Origin of the sequence: Tannerella sp. (assembly GCF_052170195.1) — a bacterium.
Classification (GTDB): domain Bacteria; phylum Bacteroidota; class Bacteroidia; order Bacteroidales; family Tannerellaceae; genus Tannerella.
The window spans coordinates 43,107-64,639 of the sequence record NZ_JBQNAZ010000014.1 but is presented as its reverse complement, the minus strand read 5'-3'; the positions used below and the strand labels follow the sequence as shown (position 1 = coordinate 64,639).

Annotated in this window: 21 protein-coding genes, 1 tRNA gene and 3 pseudogenes; 19 read left to right on the top strand and 6 right to left on the bottom strand. The window is 46.7% G+C overall.

Annotation, left to right across the window (positions count from 1 at the left end; translation table 11 throughout):
* Window positions 1-478: 478 nt before the first annotated feature.
* A pseudogene (locus ACTTKA_RS05960) lies at window positions 479-637 on the bottom strand (transposase); the annotation flags it as partial.
* Between the two features lie 95 nt (window positions 638-732).
* Between ACTTKA_RS05960 and ACTTKA_RS05955 the strand changes: the two are divergent.
* The 8 genes and pseudogenes from ACTTKA_RS05955 (at window position 733) to ACTTKA_RS05920 (ending at window position 7,126) form a co-directional block, all read left to right on the top strand.
* Window positions 733-1,524: a M48 family metallopeptidase gene (locus ACTTKA_RS05955; protein WP_442724313.1), complete on the top strand. Its 792-nt coding sequence runs from the start codon at window positions 733-735 to the stop codon at window positions 1,522-1,524.
* 717 nt (window positions 1,525-2,241) lie between these two features.
* Window positions 2,242-2,553 carry a reverse transcriptase domain-containing protein gene (locus ACTTKA_RS05950; protein WP_442724312.1) on the top strand — a complete coding sequence of 104 codons (312 nt, stop codon included), beginning with the start codon at window positions 2,242-2,244 and terminating at the stop codon, window positions 2,551-2,553.
* 341 nt (window positions 2,554-2,894) lie between these two features.
* A pseudogene (locus ACTTKA_RS05945) lies at window positions 2,895-3,039 on the top strand (IS1595 family transposase); the annotation flags it as partial.
* Between the two features lie 160 nt (window positions 3,040-3,199).
* Window positions 3,200-3,880: pseudogene (locus tag ACTTKA_RS05940) on the top strand (response regulator transcription factor).
* A gap of 24 nt (window positions 3,881-3,904) precedes the next feature.
* The gene (locus ACTTKA_RS05935; RefSeq protein ID WP_442724311.1) at window positions 3,905-5,200 is read left to right on the top strand and encodes a sensor histidine kinase; all 1,296 of its coding nucleotides are present in this window, start codon (window positions 3,905-3,907) and stop codon (window positions 5,198-5,200) included.
* 67 nt (window positions 5,201-5,267) lie between these two features.
* Window positions 5,268-5,699, top strand: coding sequence for a PepSY-like domain-containing protein (locus tag ACTTKA_RS05930; RefSeq protein ID WP_442712908.1), 432 nt, complete (start codon window positions 5,268-5,270; stop codon window positions 5,697-5,699).
* 53 nt (window positions 5,700-5,752) lie between these two features.
* Window positions 5,753-6,598 (top strand): PepSY-like domain-containing protein, encoded by an 846-nt coding sequence (locus tag ACTTKA_RS05925; protein ID WP_442724310.1) that lies wholly within the window; start codon window positions 5,753-5,755, stop codon window positions 6,596-6,598.
* Between the two features lie 454 nt (window positions 6,599-7,052).
* Window positions 7,053-7,126, top strand: a tRNA-Arg gene (locus tag ACTTKA_RS05920).
* A 320-nt stretch (window positions 7,127-7,446) separates the two neighbouring features.
* Here ACTTKA_RS05920 and ACTTKA_RS05915 read toward each other — a convergent pair.
* The gene (locus ACTTKA_RS05915; RefSeq protein ID WP_442724309.1) at window positions 7,447-7,605 is read right to left on the bottom strand and encodes a transposase; all 159 of its coding nucleotides are present in this window, start codon (window positions 7,603-7,605) and stop codon (window positions 7,447-7,449) included.
* Window positions 7,606-7,613: 8 nt separating this feature from the next.
* On the bottom strand, window positions 7,614-7,976 hold the full coding sequence (locus tag ACTTKA_RS05910) for a hypothetical protein (protein WP_442724308.1): 363 nt from the start codon (window positions 7,974-7,976) through the stop codon (window positions 7,614-7,616).
* Between ACTTKA_RS05910 and ACTTKA_RS05905 the strand changes: the two genes are divergently transcribed.
* The 7 genes from ACTTKA_RS05905 (at window position 7,975) to dusB (ending at window position 13,468) form a co-directional block, all read left to right on the top strand.
* Window positions 7,975-8,307, top strand: coding sequence for a hypothetical protein (locus ACTTKA_RS05905; RefSeq protein WP_442724307.1), 333 nt, complete (start codon window positions 7,975-7,977; stop codon window positions 8,305-8,307). The genes ACTTKA_RS05910 and ACTTKA_RS05905 overlap by 2 nt on opposite strands.
* A 210-nt stretch (window positions 8,308-8,517) precedes the next feature.
* The gene (locus tag ACTTKA_RS05900) at window positions 8,518-8,625 is read left to right on the top strand and encodes a hypothetical protein (protein ID WP_442712912.1); all 108 of its coding nucleotides are present in this window, start codon (window positions 8,518-8,520) and stop codon (window positions 8,623-8,625) included.
* 412 nt (window positions 8,626-9,037) lie between these two features.
* The gene (locus ACTTKA_RS05895; RefSeq protein ID WP_074451667.1) at window positions 9,038-10,237 is read left to right on the top strand and encodes a beta-ketoacyl-[acyl-carrier-protein] synthase family protein; all 1,200 of its coding nucleotides are present in this window, start codon (window positions 9,038-9,040) and stop codon (window positions 10,235-10,237) included.
* Window positions 10,238-10,243: 6 nt separating this feature from the next.
* The gene (locus ACTTKA_RS05890) at window positions 10,244-11,272 is read left to right on the top strand and encodes a beta-ketoacyl synthase N-terminal-like domain-containing protein (protein ID WP_442712913.1); all 1,029 of its coding nucleotides are present in this window, start codon (window positions 10,244-10,246) and stop codon (window positions 11,270-11,272) included.
* Window positions 11,266-11,619, top strand: coding sequence for an EamA family transporter (locus ACTTKA_RS05885; protein ID WP_074451669.1), 354 nt, complete (start codon window positions 11,266-11,268; stop codon window positions 11,617-11,619). The genes ACTTKA_RS05890 and ACTTKA_RS05885 overlap by 7 nt, the downstream gene beginning before the upstream one ends.
* A gap of 23 nt (window positions 11,620-11,642) precedes the next feature.
* Entirely contained in the window at window positions 11,643-12,377 is a 735-nt protein-coding gene (locus tag ACTTKA_RS05880) for an RDD family protein (protein WP_442724306.1), read from the top strand.
* An 86-nt stretch (window positions 12,378-12,463) separates the two neighbouring features.
* The gene (dusB, locus tag ACTTKA_RS05875; RefSeq protein WP_442724305.1) at window positions 12,464-13,468 is read left to right on the top strand and encodes a tRNA dihydrouridine synthase DusB; all 1,005 of its coding nucleotides are present in this window, start codon (window positions 12,464-12,466) and stop codon (window positions 13,466-13,468) included.
* Here the strand turns inward: dusB and ACTTKA_RS05870 are convergent.
* Window positions 13,462-14,904, bottom strand: coding sequence for a lamin tail domain-containing protein (locus ACTTKA_RS05870; protein WP_442724304.1), 1,443 nt, complete (start codon window positions 14,902-14,904; stop codon window positions 13,462-13,464). The genes dusB and ACTTKA_RS05870 overlap by 7 nt on opposite strands.
* A 163-nt stretch (window positions 14,905-15,067) precedes the next feature.
* Here ACTTKA_RS05870 and ACTTKA_RS05865 point away from each other — a divergent pair, with 163 nt between their 5' ends.
* Window positions 15,068-16,078 (top strand): aspartate-semialdehyde dehydrogenase, encoded by a 1,011-nt coding sequence (locus ACTTKA_RS05865; protein ID WP_442712916.1) that lies wholly within the window; start codon window positions 15,068-15,070, stop codon window positions 16,076-16,078.
* A 28-nt stretch (window positions 16,079-16,106) separates the two neighbouring features.
* On the opposite strand, the gene ACTTKA_RS05860 is transcribed toward ACTTKA_RS05865, so the two are convergent.
* Window positions 16,107-16,496, bottom strand: a complete 390-nt coding sequence (locus ACTTKA_RS05860) for a rhodanese-like domain-containing protein (RefSeq protein ID WP_442724303.1) — start codon at window positions 16,494-16,496, stop codon at window positions 16,107-16,109.
* A 77-nt stretch (window positions 16,497-16,573) separates the two neighbouring features.
* Between ACTTKA_RS05860 and ACTTKA_RS05855 the strand changes: the two genes are divergently transcribed.
* The 3 genes from ACTTKA_RS05855 to deoC all read left to right on the top strand — a co-directional run bounded on the left by ACTTKA_RS05855 (window position 16,574) and on the right by deoC (window position 19,811).
* Window positions 16,574-18,127: a sulfatase gene (locus ACTTKA_RS05855; RefSeq protein WP_442724302.1), complete on the top strand. Its 1,554-nt coding sequence runs from the start codon at window positions 16,574-16,576 to the stop codon at window positions 18,125-18,127.
* 424 nt (window positions 18,128-18,551) lie between these two features.
* Window positions 18,552-18,890, top strand: a complete 339-nt coding sequence (locus ACTTKA_RS05850; RefSeq protein ID WP_442724301.1) for a nucleotide pyrophosphohydrolase — start codon at window positions 18,552-18,554, stop codon at window positions 18,888-18,890.
* A gap of 6 nt (window positions 18,891-18,896) precedes the next feature.
* Window positions 18,897-19,811 carry a deoxyribose-phosphate aldolase gene (gene deoC / locus ACTTKA_RS05845; protein ID WP_442724300.1) on the top strand — a complete coding sequence of 305 codons (915 nt, stop codon included), beginning with the start codon at window positions 18,897-18,899 and terminating at the stop codon, window positions 19,809-19,811.
* On the opposite strand, the gene ACTTKA_RS05840 is transcribed toward deoC, so the two are convergent.
* Entirely contained in the window at window positions 19,808-21,487 is a 1,680-nt protein-coding gene (locus ACTTKA_RS05840; RefSeq protein ID WP_442724299.1) for a nucleoside kinase, read from the bottom strand. The two genes, deoC and ACTTKA_RS05840, sit on opposite strands and share 4 nt — an antisense overlap.
* Window positions 21,488-21,533 lie beyond the last annotated feature (46 nt).

The window sequence follows — 21,533 nt, the reverse complement described above, 5'->3', positions numbered from 1 at the left end:
TTGAGACAAACTTACAAATAATATACGTCATGTCAAAATTTACATAGCACTAGTATAGCGTATCCTTCTTTTTATAATTATCACTGTTTTGATTATGAAAATGTTGAACTTTGCAATGTCTCCAAGAACTATAGCAACTTAACAATACCGAAAATGATTATCCGCAATTCTTTCTATTGTAGAAACAAAGCTAACTAAAAAGGCTGAATTCTAAGCGAGGAATCCAGCCCTAATTTTTATCCTTCAAAAAGTTTTATCGGACAGCAATGAAAAAAACAAACGAACCAATTTTTAAACATTCGCAGGGCTTATAAGGTCTGAAAGCTTGAATTAAATTGTTGGTTTGTTTCGTTGTTTAAAAGTTTGTCGCAGATGGTTGAACGCTGATTACTAAATAAAACACACACAAAAAACTAAATGTCTGAGAGAGTGACTGCTGATCACTAATTAAAAATTCCCATTGAACAAAAAACTGGCTCTATGTTGATTTGAGTGGGTAATGGAAATTCCTTCCTCCGTTTATGTAGTATACCATATCCATAAAGTTATTCACATTTGCGTATCCTCTAGCTCTTCTTTTGGCCAATTGCACTTTAGCGTTAAGACTTTCCAATACCCCATTTGTGATAGTTCCTTCCCGATGCTGATTTATGGGTTACCCAGACGATTCAACACAGACCCAAAAAACTATCTTTTTTTGTTTTTAAAGAAATCTTTTAGATAGAAACAATAATGAAAAAAATGATGATGTTTTTAGCGTTTGCCACAACAGTATGGAGTGTGCAGGCGCAAATCAAGATCGGTGGAAAGAATGTTAATATTTACAAAGCCGAAAAAGCGACGAAAGAAGTAGTGAAAGCAGTCACCTTAAGCGATGCTGAAGTGATGGAACTGTGTAGAAAATCCGTGGAATGGATGGATGCAAACAACCCGATCGCCGACGAATCGACCGAATATGGTGCACGCCTAGCACGGTTAACGGAAAACCTGACAGAAGCAAACGGAATTCCGCTCAATTTTAAAGTGTATCACGTAACGGATATCAATGCCTTCGCCTGTGCCGACGGGAGTATCCGCGTGTTCAGCTCGCTGATGGATATTATGGACGACGACGAACTGATGGCCATCATCGGTCATGAGATCGGGCACGTGGCAGGTACGGATGTGAAAGATGCCATCCGAAACGCTTACCTGACCTCAGCAGCCATTAACGCTGCCGGAGCAGCAAGCAATACGGTGAACAGACTCTCGAATACAGAGTTGGGCGAAATCACAAAATCGTTCATGGGTGCACAGTTCTCGCAGAAACAAGAGTATGCGGCAGACGAGTATGGTTTTAAAACATGTATCGAAAATGGCTTCAGCCCCTACGGTATGGCTAACGCCTTGAACAAGTTAGTCGAACTTTCTCAAGGAGCTAAGGCATCAACCGTACAACAGATGTTCTCTTCGCATCCTGACAGCGAAAAACGTGCGAAACGTATGAAAGAAAAAGCCGATGAGTACGTGGCGCAAAACCCATAACCTGTCGAGGTCTTGATGAAATTGGACTATACAGAAGAGGGTGTGTTGTAATAAGCGATGCACCCTTTTTTGGGGTTCGCCCTCCATAGGCATAATCTAACGGGTGTAAGTCCCCAACGCAGCCTTATAGCGGTAAGCGTACAGCCAACGGTAAGGGTGTCCGTAGCGATACGGAATCCGAAGGAAGTCTTAGGCAAAGCACTGGACTGACGTACAAAAATTGATAATAAGGCATATGAGTGTGGGTAAGTCTGCCAAACAAGACAAAGCCCTATAGCTATACAGAAAACTCGGTGTAAATCAAGCAGGTATAAGTGTGAAAGATTATGTTTTTAATCGGGGAGGTCTCACGGACGTTTTGCGCATGTGTTTAGATTGCCAAACACGGAGTAAAGCTTACCGTGAGAAGTCAGCAGAAGCCATAGTACCTAAAATTTTTTAGGGAAGGGCTGAATCGCAATAGCTATAAACATATAACTAATTCAAAATAGGAAAGAATGCATAAAACAACCGTCATAGAAAGTACACTTGGCCAGCCTCAAAAGAATAGGACAGAATCCGAAGGATATGAGGGAGTACAGACCTATATGGACATGAAAGACGTCAGTTTGATAGCCGTGCAACCAAGTAAAGATGACTTAATGAGTCAAATTCTTTCCCCCGACAATCTCAATCGTGCATATCTATAAGTAGTACGAAGCAAAGGAGTGGGAGGAGTTGACAAGTTGGTTTGATACGGTAAACCATAGTTTCCTACTGAGAATACTGTCAAGGACAATCAATGACGGGCGTGTGATTTCGCTTATACAGACGTATCTTAGAAGCGGAGTAACGATAGGTAAGCATTATGAACCAAGTATAGAGGGTACCCCGCAAGGTGGTCCTTTGAGTCCATTGCTCAGCAATATCCTGCTGAACGAACTTGACAAGGAATTGGAGAATCGTGGCCACCGCTTTGTTCGTTATGCAGATGATAGCATGATACTATGTAAAAGTAAGAGGCCAGCCGAACCTTATGCGCAAGCATAACGGAATTTGTTGAAAAGGATCGGCATCTGATAGTCAATCATGACAAGACAGAAGTAGGTTGCATATGAGGCATGAAATACCTCGGCTACTCCTTCTATTTCACGAAAGGCAAATGCAGACTGTGTGTTCACAAGAAAACAAAAGACAAGTTCAAACGCAAGGTTAAATCTCTTGCCGGACGTAGTAACCCATGTTATCTCATCTTTATGCATATAGATTGCGAAACCGCCTTATGCGGAACTGCTTGTACGCTGGTGTGAGAGGTCGGAAAACGAAATCAGGAAGAAAACCATTTTCGTTTTCCTCCTACTCGATTCATCTACAAAATAAGGTTCATCTCCGAATGCTTACAATACTATCTCAATCAATTCTGTTACAAGTTCAACAGGCGATATTTTGGGAAAAAATAGTTTGACAGATTATTGATCGACGAGTTATACACCAGACTCTAAAACAAATGTTTATAATAGGAAGAATTACGGATGATCATAAAATCAATTCTCACCTATTCCATAATAATAGTTGCATTTGCTAATTGAATTTACGGGTTTTGATTTTTTTACCTACTTTTACCGCTGGAAAAAAGCATTTTCAGTTCGATTTCAGAATCTGGAACTTGTTTTGTGCCTCCAAAACAGACAGACAGATGAAGATACTTGTCATAGAAGACGATCCGTCGTTGCGCGAGCTAATCGCCAAGTCGCTGGAAAAAGAGCGTTATGTAGCCGAGGTCGCCGATAATGTTCGCACGGCGCTGTTTAAAATCGAAGATTACGACTACGATTGCATCCTGCTCGACATCATGCTACCTGATGGCAACGGATTTAACGTGCTGGAACAGCTCAAGGCGATGAAAAAGCAGGAAAGTGTCATCATTATCTCGGCCAAAGATTCGCTCGATGATAAGGTCAAAGGACTTGAGCTCGGCGCCGACGATTATCTGGCAAAGCCGTTCCATTTGGCTGAACTGCACGCACGCATCCGCAGCGTAATCCGCCGCAAACAACATCAAGGTAATACGGAGATCGGGCTGGGAAACGTCCGGATTATTCCACAGACATTTCAGGTATTTGTAGGTAATCAGGAACTTATGTTCGGACGAAAGGAATACAATATTCTGTCGTACTTCATCAACCGCCCTAACCATCTGATTAGTAAGGAAATCTTAGCCGAATCTGTGTGGGGTGACCATATCGATTAGGTAGACAATTTCGATTTTGTTTACGCTCAAATGAAAAATATCCGAAAAAAACTGAACGATGCCAACTCTACGCTCGAAATCAAATCGATTTACGGATTCGGATACAAACTGATCGTTCATGACTAATTCTCCTTCTTTTCTCACGCTCCGATGAAACTGATATACCGTATTCTGCTCCGCCTGTCTATCGTCCTGTCAATCTTACTGACAGGATGGGCGCTTTATTTTTACGTGAATATCATCAACGAAGTAAATGATGAAACGGACGATTCGCTCGAAGACTTCTCCGAGATGATCATCAAGCGTGTCCTGACAGGACAAGAGCTACCGATATACGACAACAATACGAACAACAGTTTCTATATCCAGGAAGTAGATGAAACCTATCCACACAGTCATCCGAATATCGAATATCTCGACGAAATGATTTTCATTTCCGAGAAAAATGAAACGGAACCTGCACGAACACTCAAAACGATCTTTAGAGACCGTAATGGCCATTATCTATTGCTAACCGTTTCATTTCCAACGATCGATAAGAATGATCTGAAAGAGGCCGTTCTCTTCTGGATCGTTCTCCTGTACATTGTATTACTGGTAACAATTCTGGCAGTGAACGTATGGGTCTATTATCGCAGTATGAGGCCGCTGTACACACTCCTTCACTGGTTCGATTCTTACACGATTGGAACGAAAAATAAACCATTGAAGAACGATACCAACGTGCAGGAATTCCGTCAGCTCAACGAAGCGGTGACACGGCACACGAAACGCACCGAAGCTGCTTTCGAATTGCAGAAACAATTTATAGGCAATGCCTCGCACGAGCTTCAGACACCGCTTGCCATCTGTCAAAACCGTCTCGAAATTTTAGCTGATAGCACCCCTCTGACAGAAGAACAATTGGACGAAATCATCAAGACCCAGCAGACGATCCGGCAAGCTTCGCGCCTGAATAAGTCACTGCTGTTCCTTTCGAAGATCGACAACCGGCAGTTTCCCGAAAACACCCGCATCAGTATCCAGACACAGATTAAAGCGCTGTTGGAAGATTTTGAGGAAATCTATGCCCACCGTAACATTTCCGTCATTTTGTCTGAACATGCTCCTCTACACGTCTTCATGCACGAAGCTCTTGCTTCTGCACTCGTCTCAAACCTGCTGAAAAATGCGTTCGTACATAATACGGAAAACGGCAAGATCATGATCGATATCACCGAAAGCCAATTATCCATCAGCAATACAAGCGATGATAACCCGCTCAATGATAAGCAAATCTTCGAGCGTTTCTATCAAGGGCATAAAAAGAAAGGCTCAAGTGGTCTCGGTCTATCCATCGTCGATGCGATCTGTAAGATGTATCAAATTGCCATACAATACGACTTTCGCAAGGGCTTCCATACATTTATCCTGACTTTTCCGAAAAAAAATCGCTTTTCCCGGTAAATTTCAAATTCATTTCAGATTTGCTCCTCATCTTTGCATCGTATTTATAACGACAAAGAAATAGAAAATGAAAAAAATGATTTTATTCGTATGCTTCGTAACAGTAACGGCTTTAGCATACGCTGGAAATGACAAACCGGTGCAGACGAACGAGCTGCCTAAGAAAGCGCAGCAATTCATAAAACAACACTTCACAAATGTAGAAGTCTCCTATGCTAAAATGGAAAATGAACTGTTCGATAAAAATTACGAAGTCGTGTTTGTAGACGGCCGTAAGATCGAGTTCAAAAAGAATGGAGAATGGAAAGAAATCAACTGCGGCAATGCAAAAGTTCCTGATGCGATCGTGCCGAAAACCATTCTGGAATACGTAGCCAAAAAGCACGTATCACAGAGTATTACGAAAATCGATCGGGATAGCCGTGACTATGAAGTCAAACTGAACAACGGCCTCGAACTCAAGTTCGACCTGAGAGGAAATTTCATCGGACTGGATTAACCGGAACACAATGCTTTTCAGTTTAGTTTTATAATATTTAAATAACAAAGAAGATGAAAACAAAGATTTTATTTGCTTTAGCAGCCGGAATGTTTATGATGCAGAGTTGTAACAATGACGATCATCCTTTGACTCAAGCCGACAACGCAGAAGCTGTTTTAGCAGCTAAGTATCCGTCAGCCAAAAACGTAGAGTGGAAGACGCAGGGCGCTTACAAAGTGGCCGATTTTAAGAACAACAACACATCGACTGTGGCATGGTTCGATCAGCAGGCCCAATGGCAGATGACGGAGACGGACGTACCGTACAACAGCATCCCGGAAGCGGTCAAAAAAGCTTTTGAAACAAGTGAATACGCGACATGGAAGATCAAAGACGTCGACAAAATCGAACGTCTGAACATGGAAACGGTTTATGTAATTGAAGTCGAAAAGGGCAACAAGGAAGTAGACCTGTATTATTCGCCGACAGGTGTGTTGGTGAAGACGGTAGTAGACACAGACAACGACCCCAATGACAGCAATGACTACATCAACTACATCCCAAAGCAACCGACTACCGGTATAAACAAGATCATTGCACAAAAATATCCGAAAGCGAAGATCGTGGAAGTAGACCGTGAGAATGGGAAGATCGAAGTCGAGATCGTAGATGGAAATGTACGTCGCGATGTGTATTTCGATCAAGCGGAGAAGTGGCTTTACACACAGACGGATGTGCGTGTATCTTCTCTTCCGCAGAGTGTAGTGCAGGCGGCCTCCGCTTCTTATCCGGGCTATCGGATCGATGATACGGAGTATTGGGAAACGCCGGCCGGAAACTATTATCTGCTCGAACTGGAGAAGGGTAACTCGGAGATCAAAGTGAAAATCAGCCCCTCGGGACAGCTCGTACGCTAAGTCTATAAAAAAGAATAGAGAAGACGGTGTGCTCGCGAATGGAATTTCAATTCCGTTCCGAGCGCACTTCTTTGTTCGCCCTGCACGAACATTCATTTTGATATCTAAGTGGGGTTTTGCAGAGGTCTCAAATCTTGAATCTGCAAGAAAGGAGACATCCTTAAAGTTGTGATAAGCAGATATGAGGTAAATTACTTTAAATCAATCGGAAAAAGGTGGATTGTGGAAAGGATATTTTCATGGTTTGACAATTATAGAAGACTCTGCCGAAACGATGAACTCAACGTTCGATTCGGTTGAGGAGATGCTAAAAACGGCTTCCATTAGGATGCTATTGAATAAAATTAAACAGACTCTTTATTTGAAACAAAAAGTTGCATTTACTAGTTGAAACGACACATTCTTTTGGCAGAACAAAAAACCTTTTCTATCTTTGCACCCTCAAAAAGAATGGGGTTCCGTAGCTCAGCTGGATAGAGCAACAGCCTTCTAAGCTGTGGGTCGTGCGTTCGAATCGCACCGGAATCACTTCCATTTGAAAAAGACTGCCCTTGATATTTTAGGAGCAGCCTTTTTACATGCTGGAAAAAGATTTTCAGCATTGTTAAATGCTCCATAGTTTTAGTACAAGTACAATAGTTCGTTATAAATTTTCTATTTCAAGGGACAATCCAACCGTAGTTTCTGAGTCGTTTTATAATTTGCTTGTTTTTCTTCGTGTTTGGGTTTATGCCGAACTTTCGAATAAATATGTTTGATTTTAATACGTTTTCATACATTGTTTTATGGCTTTGCATAGAAAAAGATTGGTTTGCGCGTGGATTGCCCTGCAACCATTATGTCTTAACTCAATTGACGGCGGTTAGAGCGGCGTTAAAATGAAAATGAAGTTTGTTTTCACTTCGTGCCTGACAATGCGTTAAGCCGTAATGCTGGTTTGCATAGCGATAAGCAAACTCGATTTGAAAACGAGAGCGATAATAACGGACAATTTTTGGGGCATCCATCTCGAGGACTATTGAGAAGTATAACTTTCTTGCAACTTCTTGCCCGTTTTTTTAAATGTAGCTATGGCCAAATTAACGGTCGTTTTAAAAGCCACGCAGTACACCCTGGCTGAATAGATGGTCAGTTTATTGCAGGCTACTGCTTTTGAAAAATGGTTCATATCGAGTGATTTAGGATTAACCTTTCCATCATATTTTTTGGGCGCACCGTGCTTGCCCATTGGTTGGCCCCTATAAATATACGTAAGACTGATATCGTCCCGCAGCCGGCTGATAAAATGCAGGCCTAAATCCAATATGGTTTTCACCACCCGAGGTTTGGAGGAATAGGCATCAGCTACTAAATACGAACTTAATTCGTTGAAATACATGGAACTGTTTTTCAAAATAGAACAAAGAGTTTTCTTATTGCTTTTGACTCAAGTTATATCTCCAAGAGTCGAGAATCAATATTTAGGACAAACATCTATTGGTCGGGATGTACTAAAAAAGGCAAATGAGGCTTCGATATTTGCTGCTTTAGATGTGTGCGGCAATACGGATGTCCATCTAAATGCCGTGCAAATGCCGCCCTTGCCTCAGATGACTTTATTAGACTTTTATTGTGAGCTCTCTGCAAAACTATGTTCATTTTTTATTTTGTCATTTCCCTCTTTTTTCGTCTCTTTACTCCATGAAGAAGTCCGCCTGTACTCAACTTAGTTTTGCCGACCAAATCGTAGCTCGGCGCAAAGTAAAAGATGTGTTCTTTGCCCAAATCAACCAATTCATCGATTGAAAGTCTATCTCCGGCTTGATCGACAAGGTCTATACCAAAGGAAGTTCCTCTATGGGGTGCCCCTCTTATGATACCATTCTGCTCTTCAAGATAGAACTTCTCTGCGCTCCCAGTATGGTTTGAGCGACCCAGAAGTGGAAGAACAAATCAAAGACCGTCTTTCTTTCATGCGTTTTTGGGGCTTATCCTTGAAGGTCATTGCCTACAGTTTATGTTGCACTCCCGGGAATTCTTTCCGATAAAGGGAGAAATGGGCTGATAAACGGCCTTTTTATGGCATAAAACTTCAAATTTCGGGATTTTCCATGCTAAATTGTCCAATTCAGCAAAAAAACGGATTGGACAATTTTATAAGTGAATTTTGCAGAGGCTTCATAAGGGCCGACCTGAATGTCCGCCCGCAGTAACAGCACAACTTGCCGTACCCGTTTCTATGTATCGGAAACGGATGCAAAGGTGATTTTTGTTTCACAAAGTATTTCTTAATCAGGGGAAGTGTCTTAAAACCGAGATCGATTTCTTACGCAAATTGATGAAGGGACGAGAAAGCAGTCTTCCTCTCTTCCGGGAGTTTCCGTATCTTTTCGTATCTTTGCCGTGTTTTTTACGTAATAGAATGACAAGGTATCAGGCAATGAAGTCATAAATCCACGTATGGAGAGAAAAGAAATCTACATCACCGGTGCGGGGATTGTTTCGGCTATCGGGATCGGTAAAGCGGAGACGCTCGACGCACTGAGGAACCGACGTACAGGAGTTGCTCCCGTACGATACCTGCAAACGATACATACCGGCTTGCCTGTGGGCGAAGTGAAGTTTTCCAATAGCGAGTTGCGCGAGATGTTGCATTTGATGCCTTCGGACGCATTTATACGCTCGTCGTTGTTGGCCATTCCGGCTGTGCGCGAAGCAATGGAACAAGCACAGGTCAATCGTTCTGTGGCGTTACGTATTGCTTTTCTTTCGGGGATCACTGTCGGGGGGATGGACAAGGCGGAGCGATACTACAATGATTTTCTCACGAACGATTCTAAAAATGTTTATATCGAACTGAACGATTGCGGCTCGTGTACCGAGCAGATTGCCGATTATTTCGGATGCTTCGGTATGGTTTCGACAGTTGTGACGGCTTGCTCGTCGTCAGCTAATACGCTGATGATGGGATGTGACTTGATTCGCGATGGGCGGGTTGATGTCGTCGTAGCCGGCGGATGTGAATGCCTCTCGCGCTATCATGTGAATGGCTTCAATACGCTAATGATTCTCGATCATGAGGTTTGTCGGCCGTTCGATCGTGACCGGGCAGGGATTAATCTGGGCGAAGGCGCTGGGTATCTCGTGCTGGAGTCGGCAGAAACGGCGTTACGCCGCGGAGTGAAACCTGTTGGCAAAATATCGGGTTACAGTAACGCCTGCGATGCTTATCATCCGACGGCCTCTTCGTCTGACGGTCTCGGGGCATATCTGGCGATGAAAGGAGCGATAGACGATGCGGGACTAAAGCCTGAAGACATCGGTCACCTTAATGCGCACGGCACAGGTACCCCCAATAACGATTTAACCGAAGGATTGGCCGCCATGCGCCTCTTTGGAGAGCAAGTACCTCCGATTTCATCGGTCAAAGCCTATACCGGACACACGACAAGCGCGGCGGGCAGTATCGAAGCCATCGTATCTCTTTTAGCCCTCGAGCACAACTTTCTGCCGGTAAACCTGAACTTTCGTAATCAAATTGAAGAACACAGCTTCATGCCGATAACGAATCCCGAGCCGGAACGTCCCTTGCGTCATGTTCTCTCGAACTCGTTCGGCTTCGGAGGTAACGACTCCTCGATCATCTTGTCCAAAAGCTAACCGTTCATGCCAATTTATATTCAATCAGCCCGACAAATCTCTGTGCAACAACCTCTCGTCGACGACTGGTTCGAGCATCCCATAATATACACCGATAAATACGTGTCTACACTCGACCCGCAATTCTCGGACTATCTATCTCCCCTGATGTCGCGCCGTATGTGTACGCTCCTCAAACGTGCCGTTGTCGTTTCGCGTCTAACACTTAAGGACGCGGGCATCGAAAAGCCCGATGCCATCATCAGCGGCACAGGTCTAGGATGTATCGCGAATACGGAGCAGTTTCTCCTTTCCATCATGGAAAATAACGAGCAATTCCTCCAGCCCACCTTCTTTATGCAGTCGACACATAACATCCTGAGCGCAACGGTTGCCATCGATCTGAAATGTCACGGATACAACAATACGTATGTGCATCGTGGCACGTCATTCGAGCAAGCCCTGCTTGATGCTTTCCTGCAATTCGGGAGAGGAAAAATCGGGACGGCACTCGTCGGTGGATACGATGAACTGACAGAGCATTATTACCGCTTCTTCAATCGTCTCGGGAGGTGGGACTTCGAACCCGGCAAGTGTTTTGCCGGCGAAACAGCCGTCAGCATGCTGCTCGGCAACAAGAAAGACTCCCATACGCTCTGCCGGATCGATGGCGTAGAGCTGATGTATCGTCCGACACCTGTACAGATGCGTGAAACACTCGCCGGATTGCTTTCCGGGGCCGGTTGTGAATCGAAGGATATCGATGCCGTATTGACCGGTATCAATACGCACCAACAAAACGATGAAGTGTATCACGATGTGATGGCACACCTTTTCGAACATTGTCCGATGATGCAATACAAACACCTCTTCGGCGAATCGTTCACTTCGTCCGCATTGGGTGTATATGTAGCTGCCACTTGCCTGCATCGTCGGGAAGTACCGTCATACTTTCTTTACGGGGGTACGAAAGCTTTGCCTGACGTTAAGAGGATTCTCGTCTATAACCATTACAACAACAAATCCCATTCTTTCACTCTCTTGTCGTCATGCTGAAATTACTCTGCTGCTCAACCGTTCAATGCCTGTTTCTTGTAGCGGGACAAATCTTTCTGAAATTTGCGATGGCCGAAATCGGGACTTTCTCGTGGACTTGGAAGTTCTTTCGTCAAGCCATGTTCAGCTGGCAGCTTCTCGCTTCGGGGTTGTCGATGGTTGCGGCGTCATTCATCTGGTTTTACATACTTAAACATTACGAACTGTCCTTAGCTTATCCTCTGATCAGCATCAGCTATATCTTCGGTACACTGGCAGCCATTTTCTTTTTTCACGAAACCGTCCCTTTCACACGGTGGATTGGTGTTTTATTGATTATGGGAGGAGTCGTACTGCTGACCAGATAAGAGAAAAACAAACAATCGAACGAATGGCATACTCAAGTATTATCACGAATTCATATGTGCGGATCGATCAGGAGCCGGCCAGTGTCGGGCACAGGGTGCTGGCACGGACGATTGACGCTCTTTTGCTGTCTGCTTACAGCTTTTTAATCTCTTTGCTATTTGGTGTTTATACTAATCTAATGCAAAAAGAAGAGATGGATATCATATTGACACTCGTGATGATTGTATGCTATCTGCCTGCCTTGTGTTATTCGCTCCTTTGGGAAATATTTAACCGGGGGCAATCGCCCGGTAAAAAGCTGGCAGGCATACGTGTCGTGATGAAAGATGGAAGTACTCCATCCTTTTCCGCTTACTTGCTGCGCTGGTTGATGTTGATCATCGATCTGTATATGTCATGCATTGGTCTGATTCCAATGATTCTGACCCGTAACAACCAACGATTCGGTGATCTTGCCGGTGGAACCCTCGTGATCAAAGAAAATAATTTTCGAGGAATACAGCTTATCTTTCACGAACTTCGTCATTTGACGGAAGACTATCATCCGGTCTTTCCTCAGGCCGAAAATCTTTCGCTCGAACAAATGAATCTGATAGCTGAAACCTTATCGGACAAGACAAACAAACGCTCGCAGCGTATTCATCAATTAGCGTTACAGGCCCGCAGTTTTCTGAAGATTGAAACAACAATCCCGGACGAGCATTTCCTCCGCACTCTCATGCGCGATTATCAATATTACACACTGGAAGAAATCTGATTGATGATGACGAACGCCTACTCTGTGATCCGCTTTATTCGGAGACATTAAAATCATTACTTTCACAACTGTTTAAGAAAGAAAAGGTGAAAATCGGAACAATAGATTTGGGAGAACGGCCGGTCATGCTGGCACCGATGGAAGATGTGACGGATATTTCGTTTCGTCTGATGTGTAAACAATTCGGAGCAGACATGGTCTATACCGAATTTGTATCGAGCGATGCGCTGATTCGTCAGGTAAGCAAGACGGAAGAGAAACTTAAGGTCTCGGACGAAGAACGTCCCGTAGCGATACAAATCTACGGCCGCGAAGTGATGCCCATGGTCGAAGCCGCACGGATTTGTGAAGTCGCACGTCCCGATGTACTCGATATCAATTTCGGTTGCCCGGTCAAGAAAGTGGCAAATAAGGGTGCCGGTGCGGGGATGTTACGAAATATTCCGCTGATGCTTGAGATAACACGTGCCGTAGTGAAAGCCGTAAATATCCCCGTAACGGTAAAGACACGAATCGGTTGGGATGCCGATCATCGCATCATCGTCGAACTGGCCGAGCAACTACAGGATTGCGGCATCGCAGCTCTCACGATTCACGGACGCACACGGGCACAGATGTACACCGGCGAAGCGGACTGGACGCTCATCGGTGCCGTAAAAGAAAATCCGCGCATGCACATACCGATTATCGGCAACGGCGACATCACATCAGCCGAACGATGCAGGGATGCTTTTGAGCGTTACGGGGTAGACGGTGTGATGATCGGACGCGCGAGTATCGGACGGCCGTGGATTTTCCGCGAAGTAAAACATTTTTTACAGACAGGTGAACCGCTCCGCCCTGAGTCGTTCGCATGGTATCTCAATATCCTGAAACGACAGGTGCGACAAAGCGTGGAATGGCTCGACGAACGGCGCGGCATCCTTCATATCCGTCGACATCTGGCCGTAACCCCTTTGTTTAAAGGCATCCCCGATTTCAAACCGACACGGGTCGCGATGTTGCGTGCCGAAACTGTGTCGGAACTTTTCGAAATCATGGACGGAGTTGAGGAGATCATCCGCGATAAGCACCCCACAGCGGATCAGTGAACCAGAAAGGCTTTTTTGACACGCCGGCGGTTGCCGTCAGAGTGGTAAAGCTCGGCAAAAAAGATATATACACCAGACGACAGGCGGCTTCCGTCTGTTCCTGTACCATCCCACAAGATTTCGCCGTTAGGCGTTAGCAACTGGTTGTTTGCTATTTCCGCCACTCTCTTCCCATTGGGTGTATATACCTCGATCCGGCAACGATAACCCGTTTCATCCGTTCGGTAAGATATAACGTAACGATCGGTAGTATGGAGATATTCGGGAGGTTGGATGGAAAACGAATAGTCGGCCTGCGTATCCCTGAACTGTGAATTTCTGTAGCCGGGCGTCGCGTAACCTGCTTCCGAAGCCGCCGAAGTCCAGTTCGAAGCCTCTTCCGACGCTCCATCGGGACGGATACGCTCTAACGACACGCCTTTCATATGTCTGATCGCTGCATCATGCCACTTCGATGAGTAAGCGACCTCGTCAATAATGAGAGAGTCGAACTTTCGCAGCAGAATGATCGTGGCTTCATTGTTATGCAGGACAGGTAATTTGAGTTCATGGATCCGTTCGGGAAAAGGAGTCGTATAAAACCCGATCACACCACTACGACTTGAGGTCAGTACGAGATATTCGTCGGCCGCAAGAGAGTCTTTGACCGATGTCAGAGGATACCGCGTACCGATTTCACCGTTTGCCTTTCGGATTGCAAGAGTAAGGCCGTTTACCGGCAATGTCCGTCCCGAACGATTGTAGAGCTCGATGAATTCGCTTCCGCCGACGAATGGATCGAATAAAATCTCATTCACGACGATTTCACCGGGTTCGATTTTTATCGGCTCTTCAGGTGTCGGATCAGGCTGGACCGGAGGGACTGGGGGTTGAGGGGGTGTCGGAGGTTCAGGGGGAGGTGTTGGACCGGGTGGTGAAGCGGGCGACGAATTGACTGCACCCGGAGTACCTCCGCGAGGATCGGTACAGAGATGCCACGTATTATCCGACCCGCGTTCGTGCGATTTTCCGGCTACGGCTTTCGGGTAGTCGTAGGCATAAATAAGATGCCCATCCGAGTTTTTTAAGGCGATATGCTTACCGCCATTTGCCAGATTCGCAGGGAACTTCTTTAAACCTAATCCCAGCGCCTCAACAGGGATCACGATCTCCCGCCCTTCGCGATAAAGCACCGCATATCCGGCGGCAGGCAGCGTAACATCGGGCAGGGCAACCGTCGTTTTATCATAGATAAAAGCCCATCCCTTCAGTGAAAGAGTTTTGCCCGAAGCATTGTAGATTTCGATATATTCTGTTTCCGGCAAAGCCGTCAGTCCTTTGGGATTGGCCATCACTTCGTTCAGCAATACATCGCCCGGCTTTGATGGATCAGACGTTTGTGCCCGCAAGAAGACCGGCATAAGTATCAAATTGACGAGTAGCATCATGTGTTTCATCGTACTTCCCTCCTTGTTTCTCTGGCTGCAACGGATGAAAAATGTAAAGCGGATACCGTTTGCCGCATTTGTTTTTCTATCTTTGCAGCCATATTTGAAGATTTCTGTTACAAATATACAACGAAAAATATTAAATATTCCATATTCTTTAAAAACGAAAAAGATGAAAGTAGCAATTGTTGGAGTAAGCGGTGCGGTGGGACAGGAGTTCCTTCGTGTGTTCGAAGAGAGAAATTTCCCGATGGATGAGCTGGTACTGTTCGGTTCGTCGCGTAGCGCAGGACGTGAATATACATTTCGAGGGAAACCGCACATCGTCAAAGAACTGAAACACAATGACGATTTCAAGGACATCGATGTGGCCTTTACTTCGGCCGGAGGCGGTACTTCTATCGAATATGCCGAAACCATCACGAAACACGGCACGGTGATGATTGACAATTCAAGTGCTTTCCGGATGGATGAAGACGTCCCTCTGGTCGTGCCCGAAATCAATCCCGAAGATGCGCTGACACGCCCCAAAGGAATCATCGCAAACCCGAACTGTTCGACGATTCAGATGGTTGTTGCGTTGAATGTCATCGAAAAAATCTCGCATATCAAACGGGTGCATGTAGCCACGTATCAGGCTGCCAGCGGAGCGGGAGCGGCAGCGATGGACGAGCTGGTGAAACAGTACGCGCAGCTTCTCAAAGGCGAAGAGCCGACGGTCGAAAAATTCGCTTATCAACTTGCTTACAATCTGATTCCGCAAATTGATGTATTCACCGACAATGGTTATACGAAGGAAGAGATGAAAATGTATAGCGAGACCCGCAAAATCATGCATTCCGACATTGAGGTGAGTGCAACGTGCATACGTGTTCCGGTGATGCGTGCGCACAGCGAAGCCATTTGGTTAGAAACGGAGCGTCCCGTCTCGGTCGAAGAGGCAAAAGAAGCGTTCGCACGAGCCGAAGGGGTCATCTTGCAGGACGATCCGGCTAAGAAAGATTATCCGATGCCACTCTTCGTAGCCGGGAAAGATCCCGTTTACATAGGCCGTATCCGCAAAGACCTTACCCATCCGAACGGATTAACGTTCTGGGCGGTCAGTGATCAGATTAAAAAGGGGGCGGCTTTGAATGCCGTACAGATTGCCGAATACCTGCTCAAGGCCGGAGCCATCGGCTAAGGCTAAAAAAAAGAGGAGGGGAAAATCCTCATGGTTTTTTCCCCTCCTGATAAAGACGCCATTCATGATAGCCTTCGTTTAAATTATGAACCGTATAGCCTTTTTCGACTAACATCTCGGCCGCTCTTCGGCTACGCCTGCCGCTCCGGCAATATACCGCCACAGGCCGCGACTTGTCGAGCAACGAGTCGGCCTTTGCCAGAAAGTCTTTTTCCGTAACGTCGATCAGGATTGCTCCTTCGATGTGTCCGGCCTTAAATTCGTCGGGACGACGAACGTCTAACAACTGAATCGACTTATTCCCTTTCAGCAAAGCATCGAACTCAGCGACTGAATACGATATAAAATCACCTCCGCTTGCTTTCTTCGTACAGCAAAGCGCAACAAACAATGATATAACTGTAATAAATTTCGTCATAATGCAAAAAATAGGGTGGCAAAGATAACGAAAAACCGGAAAATGTCGCTACCTTTGCCCATATACGCATGATAACAATGAAAACAACATGTCTCATTCCGTTTGCCCTGCTTCCGGTTGTCGCACAGGGAGCGGAAACACAGGATACCGTCCGTCGTCCGAATATCATTTTGTTTATGGTCGATGATATGGGCTGGCAGGATACCTCACTGCCTTTCTGGACACAGCGTACGCCGTTTAACGACACGTACGAAACGCCGAATATGGAACGCCTTGCACGGCAAGGGATGATGTTCACGCAGGCTTATGCCTCGGCCATCAGTTCTCCCACGCGATGCAGCCTGCTCACCGGAGCCAACGCAGCACGACACCGGGTGACGAATTGGACGCTCCATCGCGACCAATCGACCGATGCCCAAAGTGATGCCCTTACTTTTCCGCAATGGAATGTGAACGGAATCTGCCAGGTGCCGGGTATTGAACAAACTTACTGCGCGACCTCGTTCGTACAGTTGCTCAAAGAGCACGGATACCATACCATTCATTGCGGAAAGGCACACTTCGGTGCCATCAATACGCCGGGCGAAAACCCCGCACATTTCGGCTTCGAAGTCAACATTGCGGGACATGCCGCGGGAGGCCTGGCCAGTTACCTCGGCGAACAGAACTTCGGAAACCGTACCGATGGCGGTGCGCAATCGCCCTTTGCAATCCCGGGACTCGAAAAATATCACGGCAAGGACATCTTCGCGACCGAGGCGCTTACGCTCGAAGCCATCCGCGCCCTCGACAAGGCGAAGCAATACGGACAGCCGTTCTTCCTTTATATGGCACACTACGCCATCCATATCCCCGTCGATAAAGACATCCGCTTCTATGCCAAATATCTCGACAAGGGATTAGATCCCAGAGAGGCGGCCTATGCCGCCCTGATCGAAGGGATGGACAAGAGCCTCGGCGATCTGATGGACTGGGTCGAAGCGCATGGCGAAGCCGACCGGACCATCATCCTTTTTATGAGCGACAACGGTGGATTTAGTTGCGGATCAAAATGGCGGGGTGGAACGCTGCACACCCATAACGCTCCCCTCACAAGCGGGAAAGGTTCTGCTTACGAGGGCGGGATACGCGAGCCCATGATCGTTGCATGGCCAGGACACGTAAAACCTCAAACCCGTTGCAATGATTACGTCATCATCGAAGATTTCTTTCCTTCCATCCTCGAAATGGCCGGAATAAAGAACGATGAAATCGTACAACCCATCGACGGACGAAGCTTCATCCCCCTCCTCACCGGAAAAGGCAAAAATCCTTCCGACGGTCGCGCACTTTTCTGGAACTGCCCGAACTTGTGGGACGGAAGCGGCCCCGGAGTAGGTCCCTCATGTACCATTCGCGAGGGAGACTGGAAACTCATTTATTTCTATGAAACCGGCAAGAAGGAGTTATTTAATATATCTGAAGATATCGGTGAAAACCACGAACAGTCCGCCTCTTATCCGGAACGTGTCACAGACTTATCAGCAAAGCTCGGCACCTATCTACGCAGTGTCGATGCCCAACGTCCGTCGTTCAAGGCCACCGGTAAACCGTGTCCCTGGCCCGATGAAAAACGAAACGCGAACGAATAATTACGAGTGACGATGCCTTGCGGGATAAAAGAGGTTGAAAAACAAACCCTTTCTCATGGACGACGTCTGCCACCCGCGTTCAACCTGCGCATACATTATGCGAGGAAGGTCGCACACACCATGCGAGGTAAAAAAATCCTCCTTTAATAGTTAATAGCCACGTTAATTAATTGTCAATGATTAATTGTCATTCAGCATTCAGTAATCAGCGTTCAGCCATCGGACGCCGTGTAGGGGCGAACCTCTGTGTTCGCCCGCCAAGCCCTCCAAATGATGTATTTGCGTTCATTCGCGTCGTTTGCGTTATTCGCGTTCGGACATCGCAATTTGTCATTCGTCATTTATATTCTCCTTTTCGTTTTTAATGTTTACTTTTGCGTAAAACATTCAGGCCGTTCAGGCGGCCGTTTCAATATATTATCGAATGAACGATTTAACACTAAGAGACGTACAGCTGCGGGTAGACGACTGGATCAAGACATACGGTGTACGTTACTTCAGCGAGTTGACCAATATGGCGATCCTGACGGAAGAAGTCGGTGAAGTTGCTCGTATCATTGCCCGTAAGTATGGCGATCAATCGTTTAAAGAGAGTGACAAGACGCGTCATCTGGCCGATGAGATGGCCGATGTGTTATGGGTGCTCGCCTGTCTGGCTAATCAGACGGGAGTCGATCTGACGGATGCTTTCGAAAGAAACCTGCGCAAAAAAACGGAACGAGACTTCGAACGACATAAGAACAATCAAAAACTAAAAGAATAACATAAGATGGAAGAACATGAACACGGGCATGCCTGCAATCATTCGCATGCCGACAAGTATCACGAATGTATAGAACGTTTCGATCCGGCGCTTTCGGCGGATACCGTCGCGGAAAAAGTGAACAATCTACTCGAAAAGTCTTATCAGAAGAATTTCAACAGCGAAACCCTGAAACGAGTCTACGGATTGATCGACTTAACGACATTGACCACCCTCGACACAAAAGAAACCGTTTGGCAGATGGTCGAAAAAGTAAATGCCTTTGAAGGAGTGTCACCCGACATGTCGAACGTGGCAGCGATCTGCACCTACCCGGTTTTTACCGCGACGGTGAAGCAGGCCCTGACAGCGCACGACGTAAAAATTGCCGCGGTATCGGCCGGTTTTCCTTCGTCTCAGACATTCCCGGAAGTTAAGGTGGCCGAAACAGCCTTGGCCGTGATGGCCGGCGCCGACGAAATCGATATCGTGATGAACCTCGGCTGCCTGATGGAAGACGCCTGTGAAGAGGTGGCTGACGAAATCGCCGAGATCAAAGATGCTTGCCGCGACGCCAAGCTGAAAGTCATCCTCGAAACAGGAGCCTTGTCGACCCCGGACAACATACGGCGGGCTACGATCCTCGCCCTGTATTCGGGTGCCGACTTCATTAAGACGTCGACGGGTAAAGGTTATCCCGGCGCCACGCTCGAAGCCGTATACACCATTTGCCGCGTGATCAAACAATACCACAAGTTGAGCGGACGGAAGGCGGGCGTCAAAGTATCGGGCGGCATACGTTCGGCCGAAGACGCGGTGAAGTATTACACGCTGGTAAAAGAACTGCTGGGCGACGAATGGCTGACGAAGGAATACTTCCGCATCGGTGCCAGCAGCCTTGTAGCCGACATCGAACATCGGCTGGGAATCGCCTCACGTTAATACCGGAAGATTCCCCCGCCCAGAAACTCGCGCAGAAGCGAAGTCACGGGCAATTCTTCGAGCGGGATATAGTTAAAATAGCGAAGGAATCGCAACAACCGATAAGCCTCGGCGCTCTCCGCATCTTTTTCACGGATTTCGCTGAGGATCGGTTCGGCGAACTTACGCAATACGGCCAGCTCATAAATCATGGCGCTGTTGAACATTGCATCGGCATTCTCCTGATACGGAAATACCCATTTGTCTTCTCCGTGACGCACTTTCGGCCACATGGCAATCGTTTCGCGCGCCGAGTAACCGCGTGAGCGGTAGTCACGCACGATACGTCGCAGAAGGCGGTTGTCGGTCGTGGGAATCCAGTTGTGCCCGTCGAGCGAGATCGTCGTCAGAGCCGAGACATAGATGCGGTAAATATTTTCGGGCGGGATGTGTGATGTCAGTTCGGGATTCAGCCCGTGAATCCCTTCGAGAATCAGGACAGAGTTCTTCTGCATCTGCAATCTGTCTCCGCGAAACACCCGTCGCCCCTGTTCAAAATCGAACGAAGGAATCTCGATCTCTTTCCCTGCGATGAGCTTGCGCAGGTCGCGGTGAAAATAGGGAAGATCGATCGCGTAGAGCGACTCGAAGTCATACTCTCCCTCGTCATCTTTTGGGGTGTCTTCTCGATTCACATAATAATCGTCGAGCGAAACGCCGACCGGATGTAGTAGATTCGTGATGAGTTGCACTTCGAGACGTTTGCAGAAGGTCGTCTTTCCCGACGAGGACGGGCCGGATATCAGGACCACGCGTACTCCGTCCTTGTAACGCGATGCAATCTCTTCGGCGATGTGGGCAATTTGTTTCTCCTGCATTGCCTCAGACACCATGATAATCTTGCGAGCTTCTCCTATCGTTATGGCGCGATTCAGATCGCCCACATAGTTGACACCGATCGTACGCTGCAACTCGAGATGCTCCTTATAGGCATGAAACATTTTATCTTGGCGAACCATCGGGTAAAGCTCGTGCACGTTGTCGCGCTGCGGTATCTGCAACAGTATCCCATCGGAGTAGGGCACCAGATCGAACAGATGAATATAACCCGACGAAGGCACCAGACTGCCGTAGAAATAGTCGATATAACCGTCCAACTCGTAATATGATGTGTAAGCCATACCGGCCGTTTCGATCAGCAGGGCGCGGTCGTTCATCCCCCGTTCATAGAAGGTCGCCATCGCGTCGGATGTCCGTACATTGCGCATCTTGAACGGAAGATCGGCGTTGATCAGTTCCTGCATCCGCTGTTTGATCCGTGTAACATCCTCCTGTGTCAACTTCCGGCGATTCTCGAACGCGCAATAAAACCCTTTCGATACAGGATGTTCAAGGTTGAACGGCGTATCGGGATAAAGATCGTATACCGCCTTGACAAGGATGAAGCAGAGTGAACGCAAATAAATACGATAGCCAGATGGATGGGTATAATCGACAAAATCGATGTCTTTCGGATTCCAGCAACGGTATGTCAAACTTTCGACCCGGTTATTAACCCTTGCCCCCAGCGGTCGGTAACGCAGCGGAGCCCCCAGCATAGCGTAGATCTCACTCAAAGACGAGCCAATCGGGACTTCTTTGTACAAATCGTTATTTTTGCAGTAGACGGTAATCGATTCTTTATCTGTTTTTGTCATAATTCCGTTTTTTTTGTATTTTTGTCCGCAAAGTAACAAAAATTTT

What these genes read in the sequence shown, in the direction of transcription:
- ACTTKA_RS05930 (WP_442712908.1), top strand. Translation starts at nt 5,268, where the DNA reads ATGAAAAAAATGATTTTATTCGTATGCTTCGTAACAGTAACGGCTTTA.
- ACTTKA_RS05880 (WP_442724306.1), top strand. Translation starts at nt 11,643, where the DNA reads ATGGCATACTCAAGTATTATCACGAATTCATATGTGCGGATCGATCAG.
- ACTTKA_RS05870 (WP_442724304.1), bottom strand. Translation starts at nt 14,904, where the DNA reads ATGAAACACATGATGCTACTCGTCAATTTGATACTTATGCCGGTCTTC.
- ACTTKA_RS05905 (WP_442724307.1), top strand. Translation starts at nt 7,975, where the DNA reads ATGGAACTGTTTTTCAAAATAGAACAAAGAGTTTTCTTATTGCTTTTG.
- ACTTKA_RS05855 (WP_442724302.1), top strand. Translation starts at nt 16,574, where the DNA reads ATGAAAACAACATGTCTCATTCCGTTTGCCCTGCTTCCGGTTGTCGCA.
- ACTTKA_RS05895 (WP_074451667.1), top strand. Translation starts at nt 9,038, where the DNA reads ATGGAGAGAAAAGAAATCTACATCACCGGTGCGGGGATTGTTTCGGCT.
- ACTTKA_RS05850 (WP_442724301.1), top strand. Translation starts at nt 18,552, where the DNA reads ATGAACGATTTAACACTAAGAGACGTACAGCTGCGGGTAGACGACTGG.
- deoC (WP_442724300.1), top strand. Translation starts at nt 18,897, where the DNA reads ATGGAAGAACATGAACACGGGCATGCCTGCAATCATTCGCATGCCGAC.
- ACTTKA_RS05890 (WP_442712913.1), top strand. Translation starts at nt 10,244, where the DNA reads ATGCCAATTTATATTCAATCAGCCCGACAAATCTCTGTGCAACAACCT.
- ACTTKA_RS05860 (WP_442724303.1), bottom strand. Translation starts at nt 16,496, where the DNA reads ATGACGAAATTTATTACAGTTATATCATTGTTTGTTGCGCTTTGCTGT.
- ACTTKA_RS05915 (WP_442724309.1), bottom strand. Translation starts at nt 7,605, where the DNA reads ATGGATGCCCCAAAAATTGTCCGTTATTATCGCTCTCGTTTTCAAATC.
- ACTTKA_RS05955 (WP_442724313.1), top strand. Translation starts at nt 733, where the DNA reads ATGAAAAAAATGATGATGTTTTTAGCGTTTGCCACAACAGTATGGAGT.
- ACTTKA_RS05885 (WP_074451669.1), top strand. Translation starts at nt 11,266, where the DNA reads ATGCTGAAATTACTCTGCTGCTCAACCGTTCAATGCCTGTTTCTTGTA.
- ACTTKA_RS05935 (WP_442724311.1), top strand. Translation starts at nt 3,905, where the DNA reads ATGAAACTGATATACCGTATTCTGCTCCGCCTGTCTATCGTCCTGTCA.
- ACTTKA_RS05840 (WP_442724299.1), bottom strand. Translation starts at nt 21,487, where the DNA reads ATGACAAAAACAGATAAAGAATCGATTACCGTCTACTGCAAAAATAAC.
- ACTTKA_RS05925 (WP_442724310.1), top strand. Translation starts at nt 5,753, where the DNA reads ATGAAAACAAAGATTTTATTTGCTTTAGCAGCCGGAATGTTTATGATG.
- ACTTKA_RS05910 (WP_442724308.1), bottom strand. Translation starts at nt 7,976, where the DNA reads ATGTATTTCAACGAATTAAGTTCGTATTTAGTAGCTGATGCCTATTCC.
- ACTTKA_RS05865 (WP_442712916.1), top strand. Translation starts at nt 15,068, where the DNA reads ATGAAAGTAGCAATTGTTGGAGTAAGCGGTGCGGTGGGACAGGAGTTC.